Raw genomic sequence first — 26,227 nt, 5'->3', positions numbered from 1 at the left:
GCGTCAGATCCGCGGCGCGGTCCGTGTCGCCCTGGCCGACAGCCTGCGCAAGCTCGCGCCGGCCGCACAGTTCAAGAATCCCGTCATGTTCGTGGTGTACCTGGGCAGCATCCTGGCCACGTTGCTGGCCGCGGCGGCCTGGCGCGCGCCCGGCGGGCAGGCCGGCTTCATCGTGGCCATTGCCGCGTGGCTGTGGTTCACGGTGCTGTTCGCCAATTTCGCGGAAGCCATTGCCGAAGGGCGCGGCAAGCAGCAGGCGGCGGCCTTGCGCGGGCTGCGCACCACCGTGGCGGCGCGGGTGGTCGCCGGCTGGCGCGATGCCGACGCGGCCGCCGCCACCCCGGCCGCCTATCGCGCCGCCAGTGTCGAGCGCGAATCGAGCCGGCTGCGCAAGAACGACGTGGTGCTGGTCGAGGCGGGCGACATCATCCCGGGCGACGGCCAGGTGGTGGCCGGCATCGCCTCGGTGGACGAAAGCGCCATCACCGGCGAGTCGGCGCCGGTGATCCGCGAATCCGGCGGCGACTTTTCGTCCGTGACCGGCGGCACGCGGGTGTTGTCGGACTGGCTGTTCGTGCGCATCGGCGCCGACCCGGGCGAGAGCTTCCTGGACCGCATGATCGCCATGGTGGAAGGCGCGCGGCGCCAGAAGACGCCCAACGAGGTGGCGCTGACCATCCTGCTGGTGGGGCTCACCCTGGTATTCCTGCTGGTGGTTGTCACGCTGCTGCCGTTCTCGGTCTATGCGGTCGAGGCGGCCGGCGGCGGGGCGGTGGTCAGCCTGACGGTGCTGGTGGCGCTGCTGGTCTGCCTGATCCCGACCACCATCGGCGGCCTGCTGTCGGCCATCGGCGTGGCGGGCATGAGCCGCATGATGCGGGCCAACGTGATCGCGACCTCCGGGCGGGCGGTCGAGGCGGCCGGCGACGTGGACGTGCTGTTGCTCGACAAGACCGGCACCATCACCTTCGGCAACCGGCAGGCCGCGGCCTTCCTGCCGGCGCCCGGCGTGGCCGCCGGGCAGCTTGCCGAGGCGGCCCGCCACGCCTCGCTGGCCGATGAAACGCCGGAAGGGCGCAGCATCGTGGCGCTGGCGCAGCGCGTCGCGCCGGACCCGGCCGGCCCGCTGGCGGACGCGCAATTCGTGCCGTTCTCGGCGCAGTCGCGCATGAGCGGGGTGGACGCCGGCGCGCGCCGCATCCGCAAGGGCGCGGTCGACGCGGTGGCCGCGTGGCTGCGCCAGCAGGGGGCGGAACTGCCGGCCGCCGTCGGCCGCGTCGCCGAGGATGTGGCGCGCCGCGGCAGCACGCCGCTGGTGGTGGCCGACGGCGGCCGCGCCCTGGGCGTGGTGGAGCTCAAGGACATCGTCAAGCCGGGCATGCGCGAGCGGTTCGGCGAGCTGCGCCGCATGGGTATCAAGACAGTCATGATCACCGGCGACAACAAGCTCACCGCCGCCTCCATCGCGGCCGAGGCGGGCGTGGACGATTTCCTGGCCGAGGCCACGCCCGAGGCCAAGCTGGCGCTGATCCGCCAGTACCAGGAACAGGGCCGGCTGGTCGCCATGACCGGGGACGGCACCAACGACGCGCCGGCGCTGGCGCAGGCCGACGTGGCCGTGGCCATGAACTCGGGCACGCAGGCCGCCAAGGAGGCCGGCAACATGGTGGACCTGGATTCGAACCCCACCAAGCTGATCGAGATCGTCGAGGTCGGCAAGCAGATGCTGATGACGCGCGGCGCCCTGACGACCTTCAGCGTGGCCAACGACGTCGCCAAGTACTTCGCCATCATCCCGGCCGCGTTCGCGGCGGTCTACCCCCAACTGGGCGCGCTGAACATCATGGGGCTGGCCACGCCGGACTCCGCCATCCTGTCGGCGGTGATATTCAACGCGCTCATCATCGTCGCATTGATCCCGCTCGCGTTGCGCGGCGTGCGCTACCGTCCGCTGGGCGCGGCAGTGCTGCTGCGGCGCAACCTGCTCGTGTACGGCGTGGGCGGCCTGCTGGCGCCGTTTGCCGGCATCAAGCTCATCGACATGGCGCTGGCCGCGATGGGCTGGGCCTGACCTCATCATCCTGGAGCACCATCATGCACATCCCATCTTCCGGCACGGGCCGCGCCGGCCTGCTGCGGCCCGCGCTGGTCGTGTTCGTCCTGCTGTCGGCGCTGACCGGCCTGTTGTATCCCCTGGCCACCACCGGCGTGGCCCGGCTGCTGCTGCCGCACCAGGCGGCGGGCTCCCTGATAGAGCGCGATGGCCGCGTGGTCGGCTCCGAGCTGATCGGCCAGGCGTTCAGCTCGCCGCAGTACTTCTGGGGCCGGCCGTCGGCCACCGCGCCGGCGCCCTACAACGCGGCCGCCTCGGGCGGATCCAACCTGGGGCCGCGCAATCCGGCGCTGGCCGAAGCGGTGCGCGAACGCGTCGCCGCGCTGCGGGCGGCCGACCCGGGCAATACCGCGCCCATTCCGGCCGACCTGGTGACCGCCTCGGGCAGCGGCCTCGACCCGCATATCAGCCCGGCGGCCGCCCTGTACCAGGCGCCGCGCGTGGCGCGCCTGCGCGGCCTGCCGCTCGCGCAGGTGGAGCAGCTGGTGGCCGCGCACACCGGCCGGCCCATCGTCGGGCTGCTGGGCGAGCCGGCCGTGAATGTGCTGGCCCTCAACCTGGACCTGGACCGGCTGGCGCCGCCGCGCTGAGGCCGGGCGTATAGTAGCGATGCCGTTCCCGCCCACGCCGACACATGGCCGACCCTGACAATCGCCGCCCCGATCCCGACAGCCTGCTGCGCACGCTCGACGAGGCCGCCCGCCAGGCCACGCGCGGCAAGCTGCGCATCTACTTCGGCGCATCGGCTGGCGTCGGCAAGACCTACGCCATGCTGGCCGCCGCGCGCGCCCAGCAGGCCGGCGGCGCGGACGTGGTGGCCGGCATCGTCGAGACCCACGGCCGCCAGGAAACCGCCGGTCTGCTCGACGGGCTGGAGCAACTGCCGCTGCGCCCCTTGCCGCATCGCGGCCGCGAGCTGCGGGAGTTCGACCTGGACGGCGCGCTGGCGCGCCGCCCGGCGCTGATCCTGGTGGACGAGCTGGCGCACTCGAACGCGCCCGGAGCGCGCCACGCCAAGCGCTGGCAGGACGTGCACGAGCTGATGGCCGCCGGCATCGACGTCTGGACCACGCTGAACGTGCAGCACCTGGACAGCCTGAATGAGGCGGTCGGCGGCATCACCGGCGTGCGGGTCTGGGAGACCGTGCCGGACGCGGTGTTCGATGCGGCCGACGAGGTCATCCTGGTGGATACCTCGGCCGACGAGCTGTTGCGCCGCCTGCGCGAAGGCAAGGTCTACCTGGGCGAGCAGGCCAGCCACGCGGGCCGGCATTTCTTCCGCAAGGGCAACCTGATCGCGTTGCGCGAACTGGCCTTGCGGCGCACCGCCGACCACGTCGACGACGACGTGCAGAGCTACCGGCGGGACCGCGCCATCGAGACGGTATGGCGCACGCGCGAGGCGCTGGTCGCGTGCATCGGCGCCGGCGCGGACGCCGAGCACGTGGTGCGCAGCGCGCACCGGCTGGCGCAGGAGCTGGACTGCGACTGGCACGTCATCACCCTGGACGCCCCGCGCGTGACGTCCGGTTCGCAGGCGGCGCGCGGGCGCCTGGAGCGCGCGCTGGCCCTGGCCGGAGAAATGGGCGCGCGCATCGAAACCCTGCCCGGCGGCGACCGGGTGCTGGCCGTGGCCAATTATGCGCGCCGCCACAACATCACCAAGATCGTGCTGGGGCGCGGCCGCGCCGACGCGGCGGGGCGCGCCCGGCCGTCATGGTCGGCCGCGCTGGGCGCGGCGCTCGAGCCCGGCTGGATCTGGCATCGCCGCAGTTTCGCCGACGCGCTCGCGGCGGCGTGTCCCGATATCGACGTGATACGCCTGGGCGCGCCGCCGCATTCACCGCCGCCGCGCGATGCGGCAGGCGCCGCGCCGGCCGGCGCGGGCGCGCGCCTGCATGCGGGCTACCTGTGGGCGCTGCTGTACTGCGGCGTGGCCACGGCGCTGTCGGCCCTGGCGTTTCCGCTGCTGCACCAGACCAATATCGTCATGCTGTTCCTGCTGGCCGTCGTGGCGGTGGCGCTGCGCCATGGCCGCGGGCCGGCGGCGCTGGCGTCGGTGCTGAGCGTGGGGCTGTTCGATTTCTTCTTCGTGCAGCCGCTGGCCTCGTTCGCCGTTTCGGACGTGCAGTACTTGCTGACCTTCCTGGTATTGCTGGGGGTGGGGCTGCTGATCGGTCAGCTGACCGCCGGGCTGCGCCTGCAGGCGCGCACCTCGATCCGGCGCGAGGCCGAGGCGCGCGGCCTGTACGAGTTCGCGCGCGAACTGTCGTCGGCCCTGCAGCCGCAGCAGATCGTGGCTTCGGCGGACGCGTTCATCCAGGCGGCATTCGGCGCGCGCTGCGCCTTGTTCATACTCGGCCTGGACGAGCGCCTGGCGCAGGCGGCGGCGCCCGGGCAGGAACCCGGCGGGCTCGACCCCGCCGTGGCGCAGTGGGTGTACGACCATGGCCAGCCCGCCGGCGCCGGCACCGCCACGCTGGCGACCAGCGCGTTGCTGTACTTGCCGCTGAAGGCGCCGCTGCGCGCGCGCGGCGTGCTGGCGGTGGAGAACCCGGCGCGGGCGGCGTTCAGCGGGCCGGACGCGCGCCGGCTGATCGAGACGTACGCGACGCTGATCGCCATCGCCCTGGAGCGGCTGCACTATGTGGATCGAGGAACTGGCGGGCGCGGCCCTGGCCGCCATGCGCGAGGCGCTGGCCGGCCATGCGGTGACCGTGGCGCCGCTGTCGCACTTGCCGCTGGTGGAATGCGACGGCGTGCTGATCGAGCGGGTGCTGTGCAACCTGCTGGAGAACGCCGCCAAGTACACGCCGGCCGGCGGCGCCATCCGGCTCGAGGCGACGGTGCAAGAGGCCGGCCTGCAGGTAAGCGTGAGCGACGACGGGCCCGGCGTACCGGCCGGCGATGCGCGGCGCATTTTCGAGAAGTTCACGCGCGGCGCGCGCGAGTCGGCCACCCCCGGGGTCGGCCTGGGCCTGGCCGTTTGCGAAGCCATCGTGCGGGCGCACCGCGGCCGCATCTGGGTGGAGCCGGCGCCCGGGCAGGCGCGCGGCGCCCGTTTCGTCTTCACTCTGCCGCTGGGCGAGCCGCCGGCCGTCCAGCCCGACCCCGCTTGAGGCGCCCATGTTCGATTATTCGCCCCGGATCCTGCTCATCGAAGACGACCCGCACATCCGCCGCTTCGTGCGCACGGCGCTGGAGGGCGAAGGCTGCGAGGCGTTCGAGGCCGAGACCGTGGCGCGCGGCCTGATCGAGGCCGGCACGCGCCAGCCCGATGCGGTCATCCTGGACCTCGGCTTGCCCGACGCCGACGGCATGGTGCTGATACGCGACCTGCGCGCCTGGACCGAAGTGCCGGTGCTGGTGTTGTCGGCCCGCACGGCCGAGACCGACAAGATCGCCGCGCTGGATGCCGGCGCCGACGACTACCTGGCCAAGCCGTTCGGCGTGGGCGAGCTGCTGGCGCGCCTGCGGGTATTGCTGCGGCGGCACGCCCGCGGCGGCGCCGGCAACCCGGCGGAGATCGCCTTCGGCGACGTGCGGGTGGACCTGGCGCGCCGCGAAGTGACGCGTGGCGGCGCGCACGTGCACCTGACCGCCATCGAATACCGGCTGCTGGCCGCGCTGCTGGCGCGGCGCGGCAAGGTCATGACGCACCGCGAGCTGCTGCGCGAAGTGTGGGGGCCGTCGCATGTGGAGCATGCGCACTACCTGCGCATCTACATGGGCCATCTGCGGCACAAGCTCGAGGCCGATCCTGCGCAGCCGCGCTTCCTGCTGACGGAAGTCGGCGTGGGATACCGCTGCGCGGCCTGAGCCGCCGGCCCCGCCGTGGACGTCAGGCGCGCGCGGCGCGGACGCCGGCCGCGCGAGCATGGAATCGCACGTCCAGCGCCCGTGCGGATTGCACGATCACCACATGGGGGCGCGGGCGGGCCAGGCGGTGGGCGGCGGCTTGCAGGATGCTGCCGGCCAGCGCCGGCAGCGCGACCCACCAGGGCACGAGTCCGGAGGTCGCCTCGTCGAGCAACGGCGCGCGCCGGTCGCGCACCTGGCAGGCCAGGCCCTGGGCCTCGAGGGCGCGCGCCATTTGCGTCGCGGTGGCGTCCACATCGGCCACGTCTTCCAGGAAGAACGAGACGCGCTGCGCGATGAGCTGGTCGAGCGCCGCGGCATCGAGGCGCTGCAGGAAGTAAGTGCGTTTCACATCCATGCGGCGGTCCGTCTCGTGAAAGGGCGCCGCCGGCCGGCCTGCCGCCCGGCGGCGCGCTTGCTTTATGCTTACGTTGAACTGAACGGCGTCGCGCCGGTCCATCCCGGGGCGCGCACGTATTGTGGCATGCGCCCGCCACGCTTTTACTGGAGTCCTGCATGAGAATCGCCTTTGCGTTGTTGTCGGCCGCCGGCATCGTCACGGCGGCCGTCGCGAATGCGGCGCCCGTCACCTATGACATCGACCCGTCGCATACCTATCCCAGCTTCGAGGCCGACCACATGGGCGGGCTGTCGACCTGGCGCGGCAAGTTCAACCGCTCGTCGGGCGTGATCGTGCTGGACCGCGAGGCGCGCGCCGGCACCATCGACGTGACCGTGCAGATCGATTCGGTGGACTTCGGCCACGACGAGATGAACCGCCATGCCGTGGCGCCCGACATCTTCGACGCGGCGCGCTATCCCACCGCCACCTTCAAGGGGCGCTTCACCAAATTCGACGGCGACCGTCCCGAAGAGGCCGTGGGCGAATTCACGCTGCGCGGCGTCACCCGCACGCTCACGCTGGACATCGACGACTTCAAGTGCATGCATCACCCGATGGAGAAGCGCGAAGTCTGCGGCGCCGACGTGTCCACCTCGTTCAACCGCGGCGACTACGGGCTGGATTTCGCGCTCGACATGGGCTTCGATCCCAAGGTCGAGCTGGAGATCCAGGTCGAGGCGCTGCGCCGCCCGTAGCGGCGGCCGTCCCGGCGGCGGGTATGCTGTTTGCTGCGCGGCCGTCTCAACCTCAAGGGAGCCAGCCATGATTTCGGAACGGTTGCGGCGCTTGCGCCACATCGCGGAGTTCGCGGCCAATCGCATGGGCGATTACGTGGAATTGGTGGGCATCGAGCTGTCGCTGTACCGTTCCGCGCTGGTCACGACCCTGCTCAGTTGCGTGGCCTTGCTGTTCTGCGCGCTGGGTACCCTGGCGTTCGTTTCGGTGGCGGTCGTGGTGAGTTTCTGGGACACGCCGCAGCGCGGCCTGGCCGCCTGGCTGGTGGCCGGCGCCTGGCTGCTGATCACGCTTATCGCCCTGTATGTCGCCGTCCGCAATGCGCCCAGGTCGTCGCCGTTCGCCGAGCTGAGCCGGCAGGTGCGCCTGGATACCGATGCCGCGAGGAGCCACTATGCCGAAGACCACCACGCAGGCTGACAAGGAAGCCCTGCTCGCCAAGATGGCGCGCGAGCGCCGCGAACTGGCCGATGCGGTCGGGCGCGCCGCGCCCGCCAGGCAGCCCGGGCGCGGCTGGGCGGCGACCACCGCCCTGGCGGCCGGCGCCGCGGTCGGCTGGCCGCCGTTCCTGCGGCAGCCGCTGCGCGCGATGGCGGCGGTGGCGGTGCGCGACCGCATCGCGTCGCTATGGCGGCGCCGCCGCGTGCGGCGCGCCAGCGGCCCGCTGCCGGATGCCGAGATCGCGCGCCTGGCGCAGCTGGTGGCCGACCTGCGCGCGGCGGCCGAGCGGGCCGACGACCCGCGCGCAGTCGAGCAACTGCGGCTGCAGCTGGACGAACAGGTGCGGCGCCTGCGGGCCTTGCGCCAGGCGCCGGCCGATGCGCCGCCGCCGGCGCCTACAGCCTGAAATGCTGTCGTAGCGTTTCCTCGAGCACGTCGGCGGCCGCCTGGCCGCCGGCCGAGCCGTCGCGCAGCAGCACCACCTCATGCGGCGCTACCTTGGGCATGTCGTCCAGCACGCGCATGCGCGCCGTGATCCGGCTGCGATCGACGATGCTGATGCCCAGGCCGGCCTCCACGCAGGCTTCTACGGCGCGGCTCGACGGGCTGGCCAGCACCGTGCGCCAGGCCCGGCCGGCGCGTTCCAGCGCTTCGATCATGGCGGTCCGGTATGGGCAGTCGGCGGCGTGCAATGCCAGCGGAACCGGGGCCGGCAAGGGGCCGGCCGCGGCGCCGGCCACCCACAAGGGCGTCGTCAGCGCCAGCGGCCGGCTCGCGCGGCGGCCGGCCGCCGCCGGCTGCGCCACGACCGCCAGGTGCAGGCGGCGGCGGGCGACCTGGTCGCGCAGCACCAGGCTGGGCGCCGTGGCGAGTTCCAGCGTGACGCCGGGCCAGGCTTGCGCGAACGCCGGCAGGATGTCGCGTATCACGTGTTCCGCGTATTCGTCGGGGATGCCCAGGCGCACCCGGCCGGCCGGCGGCGCGCCGCGCAGGTCGGCCAGCACGCGGTCGTGGGCGTCGAGCAGTTCGGCGGTGCGGGCCAGGAAGCGCTGGCCCAGCGGCGTGAGCGTCACGGACTGGTTGTCGCGTTCCAGCAGGCGCGCGCCGACCAGGGCCTCGAGCCGCTGGATGTGCACGCTGACGGCGGCCGCGCTCTTGTGCACGTGCGCCGCGGCGGCGCGGAAACGGCCCAGGCGCGCGACCGCGTGGAAGGTGCGCAGCAGTTCGATGTCGAGCGTGGCGGACATGGTTTAAAAAAACAGAATATCGTGTCATGAAGGTTTTGATTTATTGAATACGACGGCCAGGCTAAGGTCAAGCATCCCCGTCCGGATTCTTCGCCCATGCCGCGCTGTTTTCGCCTGCCCTGGTCCTGGCCTGCCCGTTGCGCCCCGCGTGGTCGGCGCGTCCCGCTCTGGCTGGCCGAAGCCGCGCTGGTGGTGGCCTGGAGTTCCGGTTTCGTGGGCGCGCGCTACGCGGTGGACCATGCGCCGGCCTTCCTGGTGGTGTTCTGGCGCTGCGTATGCGTGTCGGCGCTGCTGCTGCCCTGGGCGCTGGCCAGCCTGCGGCGCGCCTCGGCGCGGGCCCTGGCGGCGCAAGCCGGCATCGGCCTGCTGGCCATGGCGGGCTATCTGGCCGGCGTCGTGAAAGGCGTCGAACTGGGCGTGCCGGCCGCCCTGGCCGCGCTGATCGCCGACCTGCTGCCGTTGGGCACGGCGCTGCTGGGCGCGCTGTTCCTGCGCCGGCGGATCGGGCGGCGCGTATGGGCCGGCCTGCTGGTCGGCCTGGCCGGCGTGTTGCTGGTGACCCAGGGAGCCTTGGCATGGGGCGATGCGCCCGCCGTCGCCTACGCCTTGCCGGTGCTGGGCATGCTGTCGCTCGCGGTGGCCACGCTATGGCGGCAGGAGCAGGCGGAGCGGGACGCGCCCGGCCTGGCCGCCGGCCTGTGGCTGCAATGCGTCGCCACCGGCGCGGCCTTCGCGGTACTGGCCGGTATGGAAGGCGGCCTGGCGCCGCCCTTGAGCTACGGCTTCGCCGTCAGTGTGGCATGGACCGCGCTGCTGTCCACGCTGGGCGGCTACGGTCTTTACTGGGCATGCCTGCGCCGCTCGTCGGCGACGCGCGTGGCCAGCGTGCTGTACCTGAGCCCGGGCGTGACGGCGGTGTGGGCGTGGGCCATGTTCGACGAACCGCTGACAGGATCCATGGCGGCGGGCTTCGCCATCTCGGCGGCGGGCATCCTGCTGGTGGTGCGCGGCGAGCCGGCGGCGGCCCCGCCAGGCCGGCCGGCCCGCCGGGGCATGGCGCGGCCGCCCGGATGCGGGGCTTCCTTCAGGGCGGGCAAGCCCTAGTCCGCCGGGCTCTGCGCGCGATAGTGGCGCCGCGCCTTGGCGCGGTTGCCGCAAGTGGCCATCGAGCACCAGCGCCGCCGGCCGCCGCGCGAAGTGTCCAGGAACAGCCAGCTGCAGGCCTCGCATTGGCGCAGGCGCGGCAGCAGGCCGTCGGCGATCAGCGTCTGCGCCGCCAGGGCCAGGCGGTGGCGGGGCAGGTCGAGCCCGGCGGCCGCCGCGTCCACGCGCCAAGCGCCCGGGCCGGGCGCGGACAAGCGCAGCGTCGCGTGCCGCAGCGCCGCGCGCAGGTCGTTTTCCAGGCGCGCCACGCCGGCGGCCGGCGGGGGCAGGCCGTGCGCCACCGCCGCCAGCACCTCATAGGCGTTCTCGCGGTGCGCGACCAGCCGGTCCAGCGCTGCGCGCGCCGGTCGGCCGGCCGCCAGGCGCTGCAGGCCGGCGCGCTCGCCCGGCTCGAGCTGGCCGGCCGCGGCGAGCCAGTCCAGCAGCCCGGCCCAGTCGGCAAAGCCGCGGACGTCGCGCGCCTTGGTCTTGCCGCCGCCTGTATTGAGGAAATCCAGGTAGGGATGCCCGCCCACGAAGGACTCGGGGCCCCACCGCTGTCCGCCGGAATTGTCCATATAACCGCCTTGACCGTGTTGAGTGGTTATTTTAAGGTATGGGAAAACTAACCGTATTAATCTACTTAAAGGGTTATCATGGAATCCATTGACAGCCATCCGCTGCCGCCGCTGCCGCAGCGCTTCGAGTTCGAGGGCCAGACGGTGCGCTACGCCGTGTGGGGCGAGGGCCGCCCATTGGTGCTGCTGCACGGCACGCCGTTTTCCGCCGCCGTGTGGCGCAAGCTCGCGCCCTTGCTGGCGCGCGGCCGGCAGGTGGTCGCGTACGACCTGCTGGGCTATGGCCAGTCCGAGCAGCGCGCCGGGCAGGATGTATCCCTGGCGACCCAGGGCCGCCTGTTCGCCGCGCTGCTGCGCCACTGGAACCTGGCGCGTCCCGACGTGGTGGCGCACGATTTCGGCGGCGCCACGGCCCTGCGCGCGGCGCTGCTGGAAGGCTGCGCGTACGGCAGCCTCACCCTGATCGACGCGGTGGCATTGGCACCGTGGGGCTCGCCCTTCGCGCGCCACGCCAAGGCGCACGAGGCCGCGTTCGCCGGCATGCCGCCGTACATCCATGCCGCCATCCTGAAGGCCTACATCCAGGGCGCCGCCCACCGCCCGCTGCCGGACGATGTCATGGCGCTGTATACCCGGCCGTGGATGGGCGAGGCCGGCCAGGCCGCCTTCTATCGGCAGGCCGCGCAGGCGGACCAGCGCTACACCGACGAGATCGAGCACCGCTATGGCGAGATCGATTGCCCGGTGATGATCCTGTGGGGCACCGAGGACGCCTGGCTGCCGATCGAGCGCGGCCGCGAACTGGCCAGCCGCTTCCGCCAGGCCGATTTCCGGCCCGTGCCGCAGGCCGGCCACCTGATGCAGGAAGATGCCCCGGAGGCCGTGGCCGCGCATCTGGCGGAATTCCTGGCCGCGGTCGCCGCCGGCTCTCTACAATACGGCTCGAACTTGTACAGATGAGCAAGAGGCTGATTGCATGGACGCGGATTTCTGGCTGGAGCGCTGGCGCGACGGGCGCACGCATTTTCATCAGACGCGGGTGACGCCGCTGTTGGCCAAGTACTGGCCGTCGCTCGAGCTGCCCGCCGGCAGCCGGGTGCTGGTGCCGTTGTGCGGCAAGTCGCTCGACATGGTGTGGCTGGCGCAGCAGGGATATCGCGTGCTGGGCGTCGAGTTGTCGCCGCTGGCGGTCGAGCAGTTCTACGCCGAGAACGGCCTGCAGCCCAGCGTGCGCGAGGCCGGCCAGGGCCGCTATTACGCGGCGGGCGACATCGAGATCTATTGCGGCGACATCTTCGCGCTGGGCGCGGACGTGCTGGGCGAGTGCGCCGGCGCCTACGACCGCGCCGCGCTGGTGGCGCTGCCGGCCGACATGCGCGCCCGCTACGCGCGCCACGTCTATGGCCAGCTGGCCGGCTCCTACCGCGGCCTGCTCATCACGCTGGACTATGACCAGGACCAGATGGAAGGGCCGCCGTTCTCGGTGCGCGACGACGAAGTGCAGGCCCTCTACGCCGGGCATTCCGAGGCCCTGCTGATCGACCGGCGCGACATCCTCGCCAAGGAGCCCAAGTTCGCCGAGCGCGGCCTGGACCGGCTCGACACGCTGGTCTATCGGTTGCAGCGCGCGCAGGGCTAGCGCGCCATGCGCAGCCGGCGCGGGGCCATGATATTCGCCGCGCTGGCGGCCGGGGCGGCATTGTTCGCGGCCAACAGCAGCAGCCTGGCGCCCGCGCCCGGCACCGCGCCCACGCTGCTGGCGCATCGCGGCATCGCGCAGCGCTTCGACACCGCCGGGCTGGCGGGCGATACCTGCACGGCGGCGCGCATGCTGCCGCCGCGCCACCCCTACCTGGAAAACACCCTGGCCTCGATGCGCGCCAGCTTCGCGGCCGGCGCCGATGTGGTCGAGATCGACGTGCATCCGACTACCGACGGGCGCTTCGCGGTGTTCCACGACTGGACGCTCGACTGCCGCACCGATGGCGCCGGCGTGACGCGCGAGCATTCCATGGCGCAACTCAAGGCGCTCGACATCGGCCATGGCTACACGGCCGACGGCGGGCGCACCTTCCCGTTCCGCGGCAAGGGCGTCGGCCTGATGCCCGCGCTGGACGAGGTGCTGGAGGCTTTCCCCGGGCGCCGCTTCCTGGTCAACGTCAAGAGCAATGATGCGGACGAAGGCGAGCGCCTGGCGGCGTTCCTGGCGGCCTTGCCCGAGCCGTCGCGGGCGCGCGTCATGGTGTACGGCGGCGACGCGCCGGTAGCCCGGCTGCGCGAACGCCTGCCGCGGGTCGCGGCCATGTCGCGGACATTGCTGCGGGCGTGCCTGCTGCGCTATGCGGCATACGGATGGAGCGGCATCGTGCCGGCGGCCTGCGCCAATATGCCGGTGTTCGTGCCGATCAATATCGCGCCGTGGCTGTGGGGCTGGCCCAATCGTTTCCTGGCGCGCATGCGCGCCGCGGGCAGCGAGGTGTACGCGCTGGGGCCCTACCACGGCGGCTTCTCGGCCGGCCTCGACTCTGCGCAGGACCTGGCCCGCCTGCCGCGCGGCTACGGCGGCGGCATCTATACCGACGAGATCGTGGCCGTGGCGCGCTGGTTGCGCGAGAGCCGGGCGCCGGCGCCGCCGCGCGCCGATTGACGCGCATCAGACGAACCTCACACGCGCGATGCCGCCGCCGAGCGGCCGGCATGGCTGGGATAGAATCGCGCCATGTCCGCACCGGCCTTCCGTGGTTACAGCACAGGCATGCGCGCACGCACGATACTGTGCCTGCTGGCGCTGGCCACGCTGTTCCGCGCGCTGGTGCCGGTGGGCTACATGCCGGATGCCGCGGCCCTGCGCCAGGGGCGGCTGGAAATCAGCTTCTGCTCGGCCGCCGGCGGCGCGCCCACCGTGTTGCGGGCTCTCATCGACACCGTGCCGCACGACGCGCACCAGGACGACGCGACCGCCCAGGAATGCCCGTTCTGGATGGTCGTGCACCAGGCGCTCGATCTTCCTCCTTCGCCCTACGTGGCGGTATTGGCCGCGCTCTCCGGCATGCGGCCGGACCCGCCGCCCGCGCGCGCATTGCGGCCGCTGCCGCCGGCCGGCCCGCCGCTCGGGCCGCGCGCCCCGCCGACCCTGTCCGCCTGACCGCTTCCACCGGTAGTCCGTTCCAGCGTGCCCGCCTGCCGCGGGCGCGCCGCGGCTGCCGACTCGCATCCCCCGCATGCGGCTGGCGTATTGCCGGCGGCGTTCCTGCGCCGCGGCGGCGCCGCCGCGGCATTCGAACGTCACGCATCATGGACAGAAATTTCCGCTTTTCGCAGGCGCTGGGCCTGTGCGCCGCCGCGGCGGCCGTCTCCGCCGCCTGGGCCGACCAAGGGCTGGTCCCGCCTTATGAATTCGATCCCATTGTCATCACCGGCGTCGCGCCCGAGGCGCCGCTGACATTCACCACCGATCCCAAGATTCCCCGCCAGCCGGTGCCGGCCAGCGACGGCACCGACTACCTGAGGACGATCCCGGGGTTCTCGGCCATCCGCAACGGCGGCAGCAACGGCGACCCGGTGCTGCGCGGCATGTTCGGCTCGCGCCTGAACATCCTGGCCAATGGCGCCTCGATGCCGGGCGCCTGCCCGTCGCGCATGGACGCGCCCAGTTCGTACATCTCGCCGGAGAACTTCGATCAGCTCACCGTCATCAAGGGCCCGCAGACGGTGCTGTGGGGGCCCGGCGCATCCGCGGGCACCGTGAAATTCGACCGCGACACGCCGCGCTTCGACGCCCCGGGGGTGCGCTTCGACGGCAGCCTGCTGGCCGGCTCATGGGGCCGCAACGACCAGGCCGCCGACCTGACCGTGGGCAATGCGCGCAGCTATGCGCGCATTACGGCCAACCACTCGCATTCGCAGGACTATCGCGACGGCGATGGCGACCGGGTGCCGTCGCGCTGGGACAAGTGGAACGCCGACGTGGCGCTGGGCTTCACGCCCGGTGCCGATACCCTGCTGGAGCTGAGCGCCGGCACGGGCGACGGCGAGGCGCGCTACGCGGGCCGCGGCATGGACGGCGTGCGCTTCAAGCGCGAAAGCTTCGGCCTGCGGGCCGAGCGCCGCAATCTGGGAACCGTGCTGCGCGAACTGGAGGCGCAGCTCTACTACAACAACGCCGATCACGTCATGGACAACTACACGCTGCGTTCGCCCGATCCGCACAGCGCCATGCCCATGGGCATGGCATCGGCGGTCGAGCGCGCCACCTGGGGCGGCCGCGTGGCCGGCAAGTTCCAGCTGGCCGAGCGGCTCGGCCTGGAGGGCGGGCTGGATTTCCAGCGCAGCCGCCATCGCGCGCGCAGCGGCACCGAGATGGATTCATACCGCAACCACGCGTGGGTCAAGGACGCCGAATTCGACAACGCCGGCCTGTTCGGTGAATTGACCTGGACGCTGGACGAACAGGCGCGCGTGATCGGCGGCGCGCGCGTGGACCGGGCCTCGGCCAAGGATTTCCGCAAGACCGTGGGCCGCATGATGGCCATGCCCAACCCGACCGCCGGCGAGCGCCGCACCGATACCCTGCCGAGCGGCTTCCTGCGCTACGAGCGCGACCTGCGGGACATGCCCGCGACCTGGTACGCGGGCATCGGCCACGTGCAGCGCTTCCCCGATTACTGGGAGCTGTTCTCGCCCAGCCAGGGCCCCGCGGGTGCGGCCAACGCGTTCGAAGGCGTCCGGCCCGAGAAGACCACGCAGGTCGATATCGGCGCGCAGTACCGCACCGACACGGTGGACGCGTGGGTCTCGGCGTACGCGGGCCGGGTCGACGATTTCATCTTGTTCAACTACCACGCCGGCGGGATGATGGGCGCGACCTCGCAGGCGCGCAACGTCGATGCGCGCATCGCCGGCGGCGAGCTGGGCGTGTCATACCGCGCCGCGCCGGCCTGGACGGTGGGCGCCACGCTGGCCTACGCCTGGGGCGAAAATCGCAGCGACGGCCGGCCGTTGCCGCAGATGCCGCCGCTGGAAGCGAAGCTCAGCGCCGCCTATGACGACGGCAAATGGTCGGCCGGCGCACTGTGGCGGCTGGTGGCGGCGCAGCACCGCTATGCCGCCGGCACCGGCAACGTGGTCGGCAAGGACTTCGGCCCGAGCGCCGGGTTCGGCGTGTTCTCGCTCAATGCGGGCTACGCCGTCAACCGGCGTGTCAAGCTGGCCGTCGGCGTGGACAATCTGTTCGACAAGACCTACAGCGAGCACCTGAACCTGGCCGGCGACAGCGGGTTCGGGTTTCCGGCGGCCACGCGCTTCAACGAGCCCGGCCGCACCGTGTGGGCGCGCATCGGCATCAAGTACTAGGGCCTGTCCACGCTGAAAGGAGCGCCGCACTGGCCGGGAACGGCGCTTGCGCGCGTGCGGGGGAGGGCGGCGGACGCCGCCTTCCCAGCCAGACAGGAGACCGCCATGACACGATCCGACCCGCCGGACCGCAACCCGCGCGCCGGCCAGCGCTTGCCCCAGCCCGATCCCAACCGCGGTGCGCCGCGGCCGCGCCATGTCTCCGACGAGCAGGCGCAGCGTCCGGACATGGACCATCCGCCGCCGGCGGGCGGCGGCGACCGGCCCTTGTTCGACCGCGGCACGGCGTCGGCCGACCAGGCGGCCCGCACCGGCGGCATCACCGACGAGGGCAATTTCACGCCGCCGGACACGGGCCGCGAAGACCCCGGCGCCAAGGGCGGCCGCCGCCCGCCGCGCGGCGAGGATTGAGCCCGGCCACGGCATGGGGCTTGCTGCGGTCCTGGTCCTGATCCACGCAACCGACGGAGGAAACCATGACGCAGTTGTCCCAAGTCATGACGCCCGGCGCGACCATACTGCGCACCCATGAAACGGTGCGCCATGCCGCCGAGATGATGGCCGACCTGGATATCGGCGAACTGCCCGTGTGCGACGGCCGGCGCCTGGTCGGCGTCATCACCGACCGCGACATCACGGTGCGCTGCACAGCCCGCGGAGTATCGCCCGACAATGCGCGGGTGGGCGACGCCATGACCGAGCGCGTGCTGTGGTGCTATCAGGATGACTCGGTGGAGAACGCCAAGGCCAAGATGGCCGACGAACAGGTGCGCCGGCTGATGGTGCTGGACCGCGACAAGCAACTGGTGGGCGTGGTGGCGCTGGGCGACCTGGCCGTCAAGGCCGGCGACGCCGGCTCCACGCTGGCAAGCGTCTCGTCGCCGGCCCAGCCGGCCCGCTGAGCGGCGGGCCGCCGGCGCGGGCCGGCTTCGCCGCCCGGGCGGCATCCGGGCGGAGCTTGCTTGTTTTTCGTATTTGAGAGAATATCTCGAATATGGAAAAAGAGGATACGCTTGCCGCCGACCCGATCGATCGCCAGATCGCCCAGCGCCTGCGCGCCTTGCGCGCCGAGCGCGGCTGGTCGCTCGATGAGCTGGCGAGCCGCTGCCAGGTCAGCCGCGCCACGCTGTCGCGGCTGGAGAACGCCGCCGTCAGTCCCACCGCCAGCGTGCTGGGCAAGCTCAGCGCCGCCTATGGCCTGACCCTGTCGCGCCTGATGCGGCTGGTCGAGGACGACTACGCCCCGCTGCTGGCGCGCGCCGACCAGCCGGTATGGGTGGACGCGAGCGTCGGCTTCGAGCGGCGCTCCGTGTCGCCGCCCGCCCAGCGGCTGGCCGGCGAGGTGCTCGAATGCACCCTGGCGCCCGGCGCGCACATCGCCTACAGCGCGCCGCCCCGGCCAGGCCTGGAGCATCATCTCCTGCTGCTGGAGGGCCGGCTGCAGGTCACCATCGAAGGCCGCGCCCACGCGTTGCGGCCCGGCGACTGCCTGCGCTACCAGTTGTCCGGCGCCAGCGCCTTCGACACGCCGGCCCGCAGCGGCGCGCGTTATCTGCTGTTCATCGTGTGAGGTCCGAGCTTGGATACGTTCTCGTTTTCGGCGCTGTCGGCGGATGACGCCGCCGGCTGCCTGCCCGAACTGGGCGCGCTGCTGCACGCCTGCGTGCATGACGGCGCCAGCGTCGGTTTCATCCTGCCCTACGAGCCGCGCCAGGCCGAGGCCTTCTGGGCCGGCCAGGTGCTGCCCGCGGTGCGCGACGGCACCCGCACGCTGCTGGCGGCCCGCACGGGCGGGCGCATCGTCGGCACGGTGCAGCTCGATTGCGACACGCCGCCGAACCAGCCGCACCGGGCCGAGGTGCGCAAGCTGCTGGTGCATCCGCATTGGCGCCGCCGCGGCATCGCCCGCGCCCTGATGGCGGAACTGGAACAGCGCGCGCGCGCCGCGCGGCGCCGCCTGCTGACGCTCGACACCCGCACCGGCGACCTGGCCGAGCCGCTGTACGCGGCGCTGGGCTACCAGCGCGCCGGCGTCATCCCGGAGTTCTGCCTGGACGTCACCGGCCGGCGCACCGACCCGACCACCATCATGTACAAGCTGCTGTGACGGGCTACCGGCCGGGCGGCGCGGACGAGCCGTCGCGCGCCGCGCCGGCGTAATAAGCGGCCAGCGCCTCGATTTCCTGCGGCGTGAGGCGCTGCGCGAAGGCGCGCATCACGCCGACATCGTCGTTGCGCCGCTGGCCGTTGCGGAAAGCGTTCATCTGCTCGATGAAATAGCGCTCCGGCTGGCCGGCCAGGCGCGGCAGCAGCGCTCCCTCGCCGCGGCCGCCCAGTCCATGGCAGTTGGCGCAGGCCGGCAGGGCGCGCGCATTGTCGCCGCGCACATCGAGCGCGCGGGCCGCCTCCGGGCCTTGCGGGCGCGCCAGGGCGGGCGGCCGCAGGCCAGCGTAGTACTGCGCCAAGTGCGCGGCTTCTTCGGGGCTGAGTCCCTTGGCGATGGTGTTCATCAAGGGCTGGGTGCGCGTGCCGTCGCGATAGTCGGCGAGCTGCTTGGCCAGGTAGTCGGCCGACAGGCCGGCCAGGTTGGGGAAGTTGCCCGCGGCGGTGGCAATGCCTTGCTGGCCGTGGCAGGCCACGCACGCCTGCACGCCCGCGCCCGGCTTGCCGGACTGGGCCAACTGGCGGCCTTGCTCGGGATCGGCGCGCGCCAGCGCCGCTTCCCATGCCGGGCGGTAGGGCGTGAAATCCTGCGCGCTGCGGCCCGGCACCGGTTCCGGCGGCTTGGGCGGCGCGGCGGGCGCCGGGGTGCTGGCGGCCGCGGGCGCGCCGGCTTGCTGCGCGGGCCCGGCGGCGCCGGGCGCCGGCGCGGTCACGGCGGTCGGCCGGATCAGGCCATCGCCGCCGGTCGCCATCATCTGGTAGGCGGTCGCGACCAGCGTCAGCACGGGCGCGGCCAGGATCAGGCCGAGGACGACGGGTATTCCCGCTCTGGACTCATTCATGTCGACACCAGCGGTCCCGGCGAACGCAGGTAGTCCGCCTTGATTTTCTCGACGATCCAGTACGCGGTGGCGCCCACCGTGCCGGTCGGGTTGAAGCAGGAGTTCTGCGGGAACAGCGAGGCGCCCGTCACGAACACGTTGGGCACGTCCCACACCTGCCCGTAGCGGTTGACCACGCTGGTGGCCGGGTCGTCGCCCATGGCGGCGCCGCCGGTCAGGTGGGTGGACTGGTAGGCGGTGGCCGAGAAGGGGCGCTGGCGCGGCCCCGGCTCGGTGTGCTGCACGCCCTTCATGGCCTTGCCGATCTCGTCGCCCTTGGCCGTCAGGAAGGCCGACATGCGGATGTCGTTGTCGGGCAGGTCATAGGTGATGCGCAGGAGCGGCTGGCCCCAGGCGTCCTTGTAGGTCGGGTCCAGGCTCAGGTAGGCGCCGCGCGTGGGCTGGGCCGAGCCGGTGATGGTGATCGAGGCGGAGTGGTTGTAGTAGCGCCGCACCGCCCGCTTCCATTCGGGGCCCCAGGCGGGCGTGCCCTTGGGCGTGGGGTGGTAGCCGATCGGCGCGCCGCTGACCACCTGGATCTGCAGGTAGCCGCCACCCACGAAGCCGTGCGGGCCGTGGTCGAAATTGTCGGCGCAGAAGTCGTCCATGGTGACCGCCACCGCGCCCGCACCCATGAAAGGATTGATGTGGACCGATTCGTCGAAGAACAGGTTCACGCCCGACGTGGTCTGGTGAGTGTAGTTGCGTCCCACCACGCCGGTGTTGGCGACCGGGTCGTAGGGCTGGCCGATGCCGGACAGCAGCAGCAAGCGCACGTTGTTGATGCTGAACGCGCACAGCACCACGGTTTCGGCCGGCTGGAAGCGCTCGGCGCCGGCCGCGTCCACGTAGGTCACGCCGGTGGCGCGCTGCTTGTCGGCGCTGAGTTCGACCCGCAGCACGTGCGCGCCGGTGCGGATCTCGAAGTTGTCCATTTTCATGGCCACCGGCAGGATGCAGACCTGCGGCGAGGCCTTGGCGAAATGCTCGCAGCCGAAGTTGGAACAGAACCCGCAGTACACGCAGGCGCTCATGTGCAGGCCTTCCGAGTTCACATAGGGCCGCGTGGCCAGCGCCGAGGGCTGCACGTAAGGGTGGTAGCCCAGGCTGCGCGCGGCTTCGCCGAACAGCGCCGACGCATAAGGCACCTTCATGGGCGGGTTGGGATAGGGCCGCGAGCGCCAGGGCTCGAACGGGTTGCCGCCTTCCTGCTTCTGGCCCTTCAGGTTGCCGGCCTGGCCCGACGCGCCGATCAGGTAATCGAAACGGTCGTAGTAGGGCTCCAGCTCGTCGTACGAGAGCGGCCAGTCCTGGCAGGTGAGGTCGGCGTCGAAGATGTCGGCGCCGTAGCGCTCGACATGGTGGCTGCGCAGGTTGAAGTCGGTGGGGTGGAAGCGGTAGTAGGCGCCCGACCAGTGGTTGCTCGCGCCGCCCAGGTGGGTGCCGGGGTAGGCGAATTGCCAGCGGCGCATCGGCAGGGCGCGCTGGTCGGTATTGTTGCGGAATGTGTAGGTCTCGGTCGCGGCGTTCTGGTGCAGGGCGTGCCGCCGTGTGTACTTCAGTTCGTCGTGCACGTTCGGGCCCTGGAAATCGGGCGAGGGCCAGCGCGGCTCGCCGCGCTCCAGGATCACCACGCGCTGGCCGGCCGCGGCCAGCTCCTTGCCGATGATCGAACCCGTCCAGCCGCCGCCGATGATGGCCACGTCCACGGGGGGCAGTTTCTCAGCCATGCTCGTCCTCCTGGTGGGCGGCGTGGGGCTTGGCCATGGCGATGGAGACCGGCTGGCCGGCCCATTGCACGCCATGGCGCTCGATGTCATTGGAGAAGCTGGCGTAGGCGCCGGGGAAACCCACCAGCTTCCAGCCCACCATGTCGCGATTGCCGCCGTACAGCGGGTCCGAGAAAAAACCTTCGATGGTGGCCTGCAGCAGGGCCTGGAAGAACACGGCCGAGGGCAGCGGCGAGAAATCCGCCTCGCCTTCCTGCATGGCGCGCAGCCAGGCGTCCTGCCGCCCGGCGTCCAGCTCGGCGTAGGGCTTGCCGTCGCGCTGGCGGCAGGCCTCGTCCAGCGCCGCCAGCCCGCGCCGCATCATCTCGGCCGGCGTGAACGAGAGCTGGTAGCCCTGTTCCGGGGTGCCCTCGTGGAAGGGGCCCTGTCGGTAGAACTGGTCGCCCGCGCCCCACGCGCCGGCCAGCTGCCCGTCCAGGAAATAGGTGACGCCGGCCTCCTTGGCGCCCGGCCCGAGTTCGTCGGCGGGGATGAGCCGCGCGGCGATGGCGTCCATCGCCGCCGCCTCGCGCGGGTTGAAGAAGCGCAAGGTGCGGCCGGCGCCGGCCGGGTCTGGCGGGGGGCTTTGCTGGGGGGCGCCATGGGCGCGGCCTGCCCAGGCGGCGCCCGGCAGCCCCACGGTGAGCGCCTTGAGGACGTTGCGCCGCCCGCGGGCGGGATGGTCTTCCATGTGCGGCTCCGGTAACCGGACGCCGGCGGCGCCCGTATCGACAACGGCAGCCCTGCAGCAATTCACTTGCCCGGCACGCCGCTTGCCGGCATTCGCCGGCCTGAAGGCCGCAACCGGGAGTGCATATGCGAAACCATTCTATCCATGCCGCGGGCGCCTGCCTATTGGGTGCGCTGCTGGCGGCCGGGCCTGCCCAGGCGCACGGCGACGGCAAGCCCCGCCCTGCGCCCGACCCGGCCGCGACCCGCCAGACGCCTTCCTTACAAGACGGGAAGCAAAAAATGCAGGAAGGCGGGCGCGACCAGCGGCAACCCGAAGCGCAGGAACCGCCCGACACGCGGCGTGCGCCGGCGTCCGGCGATCATGATGCGGCCGGCGGTACCGACACGCGCGATTCGAAAGGCCAGCCAGGCAGCACGACCGGGTCGACCGGCCACGGCGGCATGCCCGGCTCGGGGGCGTCGTCGGGCTCCGGCGGGATGCCCGACCTGCGCTAGGGCGGCCCGGCCCGTCGCGCCGCCGGCCCTAGGACCATTGCAGGATGCGGCTGACGGTCTCCAGCAGGGCCGTCATCGGGACCGGCTTGCTCAGGTGGGTGGAGAAGCCCGCCCGCATGGCCCGCTCCACGTCGTCCTTGCTGCTGTGGCCGGTCAGGGCGATGGCGGGTGTGTCGGGCAGGCGCTCGCGCACGGCGCGCAGCAACTGGTAGCCGTCGATGCCCGGCATGGCGATGTCGCTGATGATGAGATCGAATTCGGCGTGGCCGAGCGCCGCCAGCGCCGCGGCGCCGTTGTCGTAGGCCTGGACCACGGCGCCCTCCATTTCGAGCAGGGCCTGGAAGGTCTCGAGCACTTCGTCGGAGTCGTCCACCACCAGGATGCGCACATTGGCCAGCTGCCCCTGGGCGGCGGACGCGCCGGCGGCGTCCGCCTCCGGCTGCGCCGTCGCGCCGGCCAGCCACACCGTGAACAGCGCGCCGCGGCCCGCGCCCTCGGAAGCGGCCTCGATGCGGCCGCCGTGCGCCAGCACCAGCTGATGCACGATCGCCAGACCGATGCCCAGCCCATCGCGGCGCTGGCCGTGCAGGCGCGCCTGGCCCTGCGTGAACATGTCGAAGATCTTCGGCAGGAAGGCGGGATCGATGCCGTCGCCAGTATCGCGGACGTCGAGCCGCGCCATCTCGCCGTCGCGGCACAGCCCGACCGTGACCGTGCCGCCCGACGGCGTGAACTTGATGCTGTTATTGACCAGGTTCCAGACGATCTGCTCGATGCGGACCGGGTCGGCATCGATGTTCAGCGGCTGGGAGGCATCGTACAGCGGCTGCAGCGCCACGCCGACATCGGCGGCCAGCGGCGCCAGCACGTCGACGATGCTCTGCACCGTGGCGGTCAGGTTGACCACGCCGCGATTGAGCTTGAGCTTGCCGGTGCGCACGCGCGACAGGTCGAGCAGGTCCTCGATGATGCGCGCCTGGCTCTGGACCGAGCGCTGGATGGCCTCGGCCGCTCGCCGGGCCGGCCGGCTGGCGTTGATTTCCGGGATGCGCAGCAGCAGTTCGGTGTTGAGCTGCACCAGGTTCAGCGGATGCTTGAGCTCGTGCGACATGACAGCGAAGAAAGCGTCCTTCTGGACGTTGTCGGCGCGCGTGCGCTCCAGTGTGGTCTCGCGCTCGTGATCGCGCCGCTTCTGCTCGGTGACGTCGCGCGTGATCTTGGCGTAGCCGCGGAAGGTGGAGTCTTCCATGGGGTTGACGCCGCCGGTGCAGAAGATGCGCGTGCCGTCCTTGCGGCGGTGCCAGCGTTCGTCGGGCGCGTAGCCGTTGTGGCGCGCGCGCTCCATTTCCTGCGCGGGGGCGCCCGCCTCGATATCTTCCTGCGTGAAGATGATGGCGATCGACTGGCCGATGGCCTCGGCTTCGGTGTAGCCGAACATCAGTTCGGCGCCGTAGCTCCAGGTCACGATGGTGCCGTCGGGACCGATCGTCATGATGGCGAAGTCCTTGGCGCTCTCGGCCACCAGCTTCATGTGCGCCTCGCCCAGGCGCATGCGCTCCTCGGCCTTGCGGCGGTCGGTGATGTCGATGAAGGTCAGCACCGCGCCGTCGATGCGGTGCTCCGAGCTGCGGTAGGGCAACAGCCGCGCCAGGTACCAGCGCCCGTCGATGCTGCACACTTCGCGCTCGATGGGACGCAGCGATTCGAACACCCCGGCGGCGTCGCGCGCCAGGTCGGCATAATCGAGGCGGTGGGTGATATCCAGCAGCGATCGGCCGGCGTCGCTGGTGATGACGCTGAAGATGTCGGCCGCGCGCGGCGTGAACCACTTGATCCGCATGCTGCGATCGACGAACACGGCGGCGATGTCGGTGGAGGCGATCAGGTTCTGCAGGTCGTCGTTGATCTTGGCGGTTTCCTCGACCTTGGACTTCAGTTCCGCATTGACGGTGATCAGTTCTTCATTGACCGACTGCAGTTCTTCCTTGCCGGTTTCGAGTTCTTCGGTCGCCGAGCGCAGCTCTTCGTTGATGGCCTGCAATTCTTCGTTCGAGGCCTTCAGTTCCTCGGTCGAGGTCTCGGACTGCTCCATGGTGAGCTGCAGCTGTTCCTTGGTCTGGCGCAGCTCCGCCTCGATCTGGGTCAGTACGCTCTGCTCCGGGTGCGGGCCGCGCACCGCGCTGGTCTCGTCGAGCACGTCCTCGACTTCGTCGAAGATCACCAGCACGAAGTCGCCGCCGGTTTCCGCGTCGCTGAATGGCCGCACCACGATGTTCACGTAGACGCGCCGCTCGCCCATGCTGAGCGCGACGCGCCGCGCCTCGATGCTCTTGCGGGAATGCAGCGCCTGGAACAGCGCGGTGCGCAGCTCCATGCGCAGTTCGGGATGCACCAGCGAGGCCAGGCTGCGCGAGGGCTCGCCGCCCACGTAGCGCAGGTAGCGCCCGGCGCGCTCGGACATGTGGACGATGTTGCCTTCGAGATCGACGACGACGCTGGGCGGCGCGTACTGTTCCAGCGCGCGCCGGTGCAGCTCGGCGAACGAGGGCTTGCCGTGCCGGCCGACGGCCGCGTCGACCGGCGCCGGCGGAATCTTGTCGAACGGCGCGGTCGCGTGCATGCGGATGGCGCGCGGTAGCGAGGCCGCGTCCCGGGCCTGGTAAAGGCAATTGCGCTTGTCCACGACCTTGAACAGGTTCTCGCAGGCATCGGCCGATTCGGAGCTGCCCAGGAACAGGTAGCCGCCCGGGTTGAGCGCGAAATGGAACATGCGCAGCACGTCGGCCTGCACTTCGCGGTCGAGGTAGATGAGCAGATTGCGGCAGGTGACCAGGTCGAGCTTGGAGAAAGGCGGATCGTGCAGGATGTTGTGCGGCGCGAACAGGACTTTCTCGCGAATTTCTTTCTTGACCCGGTAGCTGGCGTCTTCCTTGGTGAAGTAGGTATGCAGCCGCGCGGCGGCGACGTCGGTCTCGATGGCCTGCGGATACAGCCCGGTACGGCCGGCGGCCAGGGCGTGGGCGTCGATATCGGTGGCGAACACCTGGATCTTGGTCGGGGCCGCCAGCCGCTCCGCCTCGTCGCTGAGCAGCATGGCCAGCGAGTAGGCCTCTTCGCCGGTGGAGCAGCCGGCTACCCAGGCCCGTACGGTGGCGGCGCGTTCGCCGCGCGACCCGCGGTTGAACAGGGCGGGCACGACCAGGTGCTCGAGCGCCTGGAAGGCGTCGCGGTCGCGGAAGAACTGCGTCACGCCGATCAGCATGTCGCTCAGCAGCTTGGGCGTTTCGTCGGCGGTTTCGCGCAGCATGGCCGCATAGGCCGTCATGTCGGGCACCCCGGTGACCTGCATGCGCCGCTCGATGCGGCGCAGCACCGTGGCCCGCTTGTAATGCCGGAAGTCGTGCCCGGTGCGGGCGCGCAGCAGGCCCAGGATGTCGTGCAGGGCGTTGCGGTCGGCCGGCGTCTCGTCGGCCGGCGCGTCGGCGCGCGGGTGGACTTCCTGGTCGATGGGGGCGGGAATGTGGATGCGCGCCTGGTTGGCGGCGAACTCCAGCAGGCGGGCCGGGATCTCGGCCACCGGCAGGACGATGTCGACCATGCCGGTGGCGATGGCGCTGCGCGGCATGGTGTCGTGCGCGGCGTCCTCGGGCTGCTGGGCGAAGGTGACGCCGCCCTGTTCCTTGATGCGGGCGATGCCGATCGAGCCGTCGGCGCCGCCGCCGGTGAGCACGATGCCGACGGCGCGCGCCTGGTGCACATCGGCCAGGGTGCGGAAAAACACGTCGATGGCGATATGCTGGCCGTGCGGGCGCGCGGCGCGGGTCAGCCGCAGGTAGCCGTCGTTCATGGACAGGCTGACCCCCGGCGGGATGACATACACATGGTTGCACTGCACCGGCACGCTGCGCGTGACCGCCAGCACCGGCATGGAAGTGGTCGACTGCAGGATGCGGTCGAGCATGCTTTCATGGTGGGGCGACAGGTGCAGCACCACCACGAACGCCATGCCCGGCTCGGCCGGCATGTGCTTGAAGAAGGTCTTCAGCGCTTCGATGCCGCCGGCCGACGCGCCGATGCCGACCACCGGGAATGGCAGGTCGCTGCGCAGCAGGCTCTTCTGGTTGACGGGTTTGGATGGCGTATCGGGCATGGAGGAGGCGGCGGTCCGCCGCTGCGGGGGTTTTCGCGATGATAGCGTGCCGGGCGATGTGGCCGCTGGCTGGTTCAGGCCAGGCCGCTGCCGCGCATGATGGCCTTGAGCAGTTGCGCCACGCCGAACAGCGCGGCGACGCCGCCGGCCCACAGGATGACCAGCCATCCGAACCGCCGGATCCAGAGCGGGGCGTTGCGTTTCAT

Annotated in this window: 24 protein-coding genes and 2 pseudogenes; 18 read left to right on the top strand and 8 right to left on the bottom strand. The window is 71.5% G+C overall.

What is annotated here, in order from left to right:
- Window positions 1-28: 28 nt before the first annotated feature.
- From kdpB to kdpE, 4 genes and pseudogenes are all read left to right on the top strand, one after another.
- Window positions 29-2,071, top strand: a pseudogene (gene kdpB, locus CAL24_RS18045) (potassium-transporting ATPase subunit KdpB); the annotation flags it as partial.
- Window positions 2,072-2,094: 23 nt separating this feature from the next.
- A complete protein-coding gene (gene kdpC / locus CAL24_RS18040; RefSeq protein WP_028352948.1) occupies window positions 2,095-2,703 on the top strand; it encodes a potassium-transporting ATPase subunit KdpC in 609 nt (202 codons plus the stop codon).
- Window positions 2,704-2,747: 44 nt separating this feature from the next.
- Window positions 2,748-5,232: pseudogene (locus CAL24_RS18035) on the top strand (DUF4118 domain-containing protein).
- A 7-nt stretch (window positions 5,233-5,239) separates the two neighbouring features.
- Window positions 5,240-5,932: a two-component system response regulator KdpE gene (gene kdpE / locus CAL24_RS18030; RefSeq protein ID WP_094807460.1), complete on the top strand. Its 693-nt coding sequence runs from the start codon at window positions 5,240-5,242 to the stop codon at window positions 5,930-5,932.
- A gap of 22 nt (window positions 5,933-5,954) precedes the next feature.
- Here the strand turns inward: kdpE and CAL24_RS18025 are convergent, their stop codons facing one another.
- Window positions 5,955-6,329: a hypothetical protein gene (locus CAL24_RS18025; protein ID WP_094807459.1), complete on the bottom strand. Its 375-nt coding sequence runs from the start codon at window positions 6,327-6,329 to the stop codon at window positions 5,955-5,957.
- Window positions 6,330-6,487: 158 nt separating this feature from the next.
- Here CAL24_RS18025 and CAL24_RS18020 point away from each other — a divergent pair, with 158 nt between their 5' ends.
- From CAL24_RS18020 to CAL24_RS18010, 3 genes are all read left to right on the top strand, one after another.
- Window positions 6,488-7,069 carry a YceI family protein gene (locus CAL24_RS18020; protein ID WP_094807458.1) on the top strand — a complete coding sequence of 194 codons (582 nt, stop codon included), beginning with the start codon at window positions 6,488-6,490 and terminating at the stop codon, window positions 7,067-7,069.
- Window positions 7,070-7,136: 67 nt separating this feature from the next.
- Complete coding sequence (locus tag CAL24_RS18015; protein WP_094807457.1) at window positions 7,137-7,529, top strand: phage holin family protein; 393 nt, start codon at window positions 7,137-7,139, stop codon at window positions 7,527-7,529.
- The gene (locus tag CAL24_RS18010) at window positions 7,504-7,956 is read left to right on the top strand and encodes a hypothetical protein (protein ID WP_094807456.1); all 453 of its coding nucleotides are present in this window, start codon (window positions 7,504-7,506) and stop codon (window positions 7,954-7,956) included. The genes CAL24_RS18015 and CAL24_RS18010 overlap by 26 nt, the downstream gene beginning before the upstream one ends.
- On the opposite strand, the gene CAL24_RS18005 is transcribed toward CAL24_RS18010, so the two are convergent.
- Window positions 7,946-8,797 (bottom strand): LysR family transcriptional regulator, encoded by an 852-nt coding sequence (locus tag CAL24_RS18005; RefSeq protein ID WP_094807455.1) that lies wholly within the window; start codon window positions 8,795-8,797, stop codon window positions 7,946-7,948. The two genes, CAL24_RS18010 and CAL24_RS18005, sit on opposite strands and share 11 nt — an antisense overlap.
- Before the next feature lie 96 nt (window positions 8,798-8,893).
- Between CAL24_RS18005 and CAL24_RS18000 the strand changes: the two genes are divergently transcribed.
- Complete coding sequence (locus CAL24_RS18000) at window positions 8,894-9,901, top strand: DMT family transporter (RefSeq protein WP_094807454.1); 1,008 nt, start codon at window positions 8,894-8,896, stop codon at window positions 9,899-9,901.
- On the opposite strand, the gene CAL24_RS24355 is transcribed toward CAL24_RS18000, so the two are convergent.
- Window positions 9,898-10,518: a CGNR zinc finger domain-containing protein gene (locus tag CAL24_RS24355; protein WP_170947120.1), complete on the bottom strand. Its 621-nt coding sequence runs from the start codon at window positions 10,516-10,518 to the stop codon at window positions 9,898-9,900. The genes CAL24_RS18000 and CAL24_RS24355 overlap by 4 nt on opposite strands.
- 78 nt (window positions 10,519-10,596) lie before the next feature.
- Here CAL24_RS24355 and CAL24_RS17990 point away from each other — a divergent pair, with 78 nt between their 5' ends.
- The 9 genes from CAL24_RS17990 (at window position 10,597) to CAL24_RS17950 (ending at window position 17,977) form a co-directional block, all read left to right on the top strand.
- Window positions 10,597-11,478 (top strand): alpha/beta fold hydrolase, encoded by an 882-nt coding sequence (locus CAL24_RS17990; protein ID WP_051439269.1) that lies wholly within the window; start codon window positions 10,597-10,599, stop codon window positions 11,476-11,478.
- A gap of 16 nt (window positions 11,479-11,494) precedes the next feature.
- A complete protein-coding gene (locus tag CAL24_RS17985) occupies window positions 11,495-12,157 on the top strand; it encodes a thiopurine S-methyltransferase (protein WP_028352955.1) in 663 nt (220 codons plus the stop codon).
- 27 nt (window positions 12,158-12,184) lie between these two features.
- Window positions 12,185-13,165 (top strand): glycerophosphodiester phosphodiesterase family protein, encoded by a 981-nt coding sequence (locus tag CAL24_RS17980; protein ID WP_249278572.1) that lies wholly within the window; start codon window positions 12,185-12,187, stop codon window positions 13,163-13,165.
- A gap of 108 nt (window positions 13,166-13,273) precedes the next feature.
- Entirely contained in the window at window positions 13,274-13,663 is a 390-nt protein-coding gene (locus CAL24_RS17975) for a DUF2946 family protein (protein ID WP_094807452.1), read from the top strand.
- Between the two features lie 149 nt (window positions 13,664-13,812).
- Window positions 13,813-15,870, top strand: coding sequence for a TonB-dependent copper receptor (locus CAL24_RS17970; protein ID WP_094807451.1), 2,058 nt, complete (start codon window positions 13,813-13,815; stop codon window positions 15,868-15,870).
- Between the two features lie 105 nt (window positions 15,871-15,975).
- The gene (locus CAL24_RS17965; protein ID WP_094807450.1) at window positions 15,976-16,281 is read left to right on the top strand and encodes a hypothetical protein; all 306 of its coding nucleotides are present in this window, start codon (window positions 15,976-15,978) and stop codon (window positions 16,279-16,281) included.
- Between the two features lie 65 nt (window positions 16,282-16,346).
- A complete protein-coding gene (locus CAL24_RS17960) occupies window positions 16,347-16,772 on the top strand; it encodes a CBS domain-containing protein (RefSeq protein WP_094807449.1) in 426 nt (141 codons plus the stop codon).
- A gap of 92 nt (window positions 16,773-16,864) precedes the next feature.
- Window positions 16,865-17,440, top strand: a complete 576-nt coding sequence (locus CAL24_RS17955; protein ID WP_028352960.1) for an XRE family transcriptional regulator — start codon at window positions 16,865-16,867, stop codon at window positions 17,438-17,440.
- Window positions 17,441-17,449: 9 nt separating this feature from the next.
- Window positions 17,450-17,977: a GNAT family N-acetyltransferase gene (locus tag CAL24_RS17950; protein ID WP_094807448.1), complete on the top strand. Its 528-nt coding sequence runs from the start codon at window positions 17,450-17,452 to the stop codon at window positions 17,975-17,977.
- Window positions 17,978-17,981: 4 nt separating this feature from the next.
- On the opposite strand, the gene CAL24_RS17945 is transcribed toward CAL24_RS17950, so the two are convergent.
- Genes CAL24_RS17945 through CAL24_RS17935 form a run of 3 tightly spaced genes read right to left on the bottom strand, consistent with a single transcriptional unit; the run spans window position 17,982 to window position 21,374 of the window.
- Window positions 17,982-18,875, bottom strand: a complete 894-nt coding sequence (locus CAL24_RS17945) for a c-type cytochrome (RefSeq protein ID WP_094807447.1) — start codon at window positions 18,873-18,875, stop codon at window positions 17,982-17,984.
- Window positions 18,872-20,644 carry a GMC family oxidoreductase gene (locus tag CAL24_RS17940; RefSeq protein WP_094807446.1) on the bottom strand — a complete coding sequence of 591 codons (1,773 nt, stop codon included), beginning with the start codon at window positions 20,642-20,644 and terminating at the stop codon, window positions 18,872-18,874. Before CAL24_RS17940 ends, CAL24_RS17945 begins: the two co-directional genes overlap by 4 nt.
- Window positions 20,637-21,374: a gluconate 2-dehydrogenase subunit 3 family protein gene (locus CAL24_RS17935; RefSeq protein ID WP_028352963.1), complete on the bottom strand. Its 738-nt coding sequence runs from the start codon at window positions 21,372-21,374 to the stop codon at window positions 20,637-20,639. Before CAL24_RS17935 ends, CAL24_RS17940 begins: the two co-directional genes overlap by 8 nt.
- Before the next feature lie 125 nt (window positions 21,375-21,499).
- On the opposite strand from CAL24_RS17935, the gene CAL24_RS24065 reads away from it, so the two are divergent.
- The gene (locus tag CAL24_RS24065; RefSeq protein ID WP_141218096.1) at window positions 21,500-21,871 is read left to right on the top strand and encodes a hypothetical protein; all 372 of its coding nucleotides are present in this window, start codon (window positions 21,500-21,502) and stop codon (window positions 21,869-21,871) included.
- Window positions 21,872-21,899: 28 nt separating this feature from the next.
- Here CAL24_RS24065 and CAL24_RS17925 read toward each other — a convergent pair whose 3' ends face one another.
- Window positions 21,900-26,021 carry a CheR family methyltransferase gene (locus CAL24_RS17925; RefSeq protein ID WP_094807444.1) on the bottom strand — a complete coding sequence of 1,374 codons (4,122 nt, stop codon included), beginning with the start codon at window positions 26,019-26,021 and terminating at the stop codon, window positions 21,900-21,902.
- Window positions 26,022-26,095: 74 nt separating this feature from the next.
- Window positions 26,096-26,227, bottom strand: coding sequence for a DUF2474 domain-containing protein (locus CAL24_RS17920; RefSeq protein ID WP_249278571.1), 132 nt, complete (start codon window positions 26,225-26,227; stop codon window positions 26,096-26,098).

The organism is Bordetella genomosp. 2 (genome assembly GCF_002261345.1).
Taxonomy (GTDB): Bacteria; Pseudomonadota; Gammaproteobacteria; order Burkholderiales; family Burkholderiaceae_B; genus Bordetella_A.
Note: the sequence above shows the minus strand (reverse complement) of the source record. Positions and strands in the feature narration are given on the sequence as shown.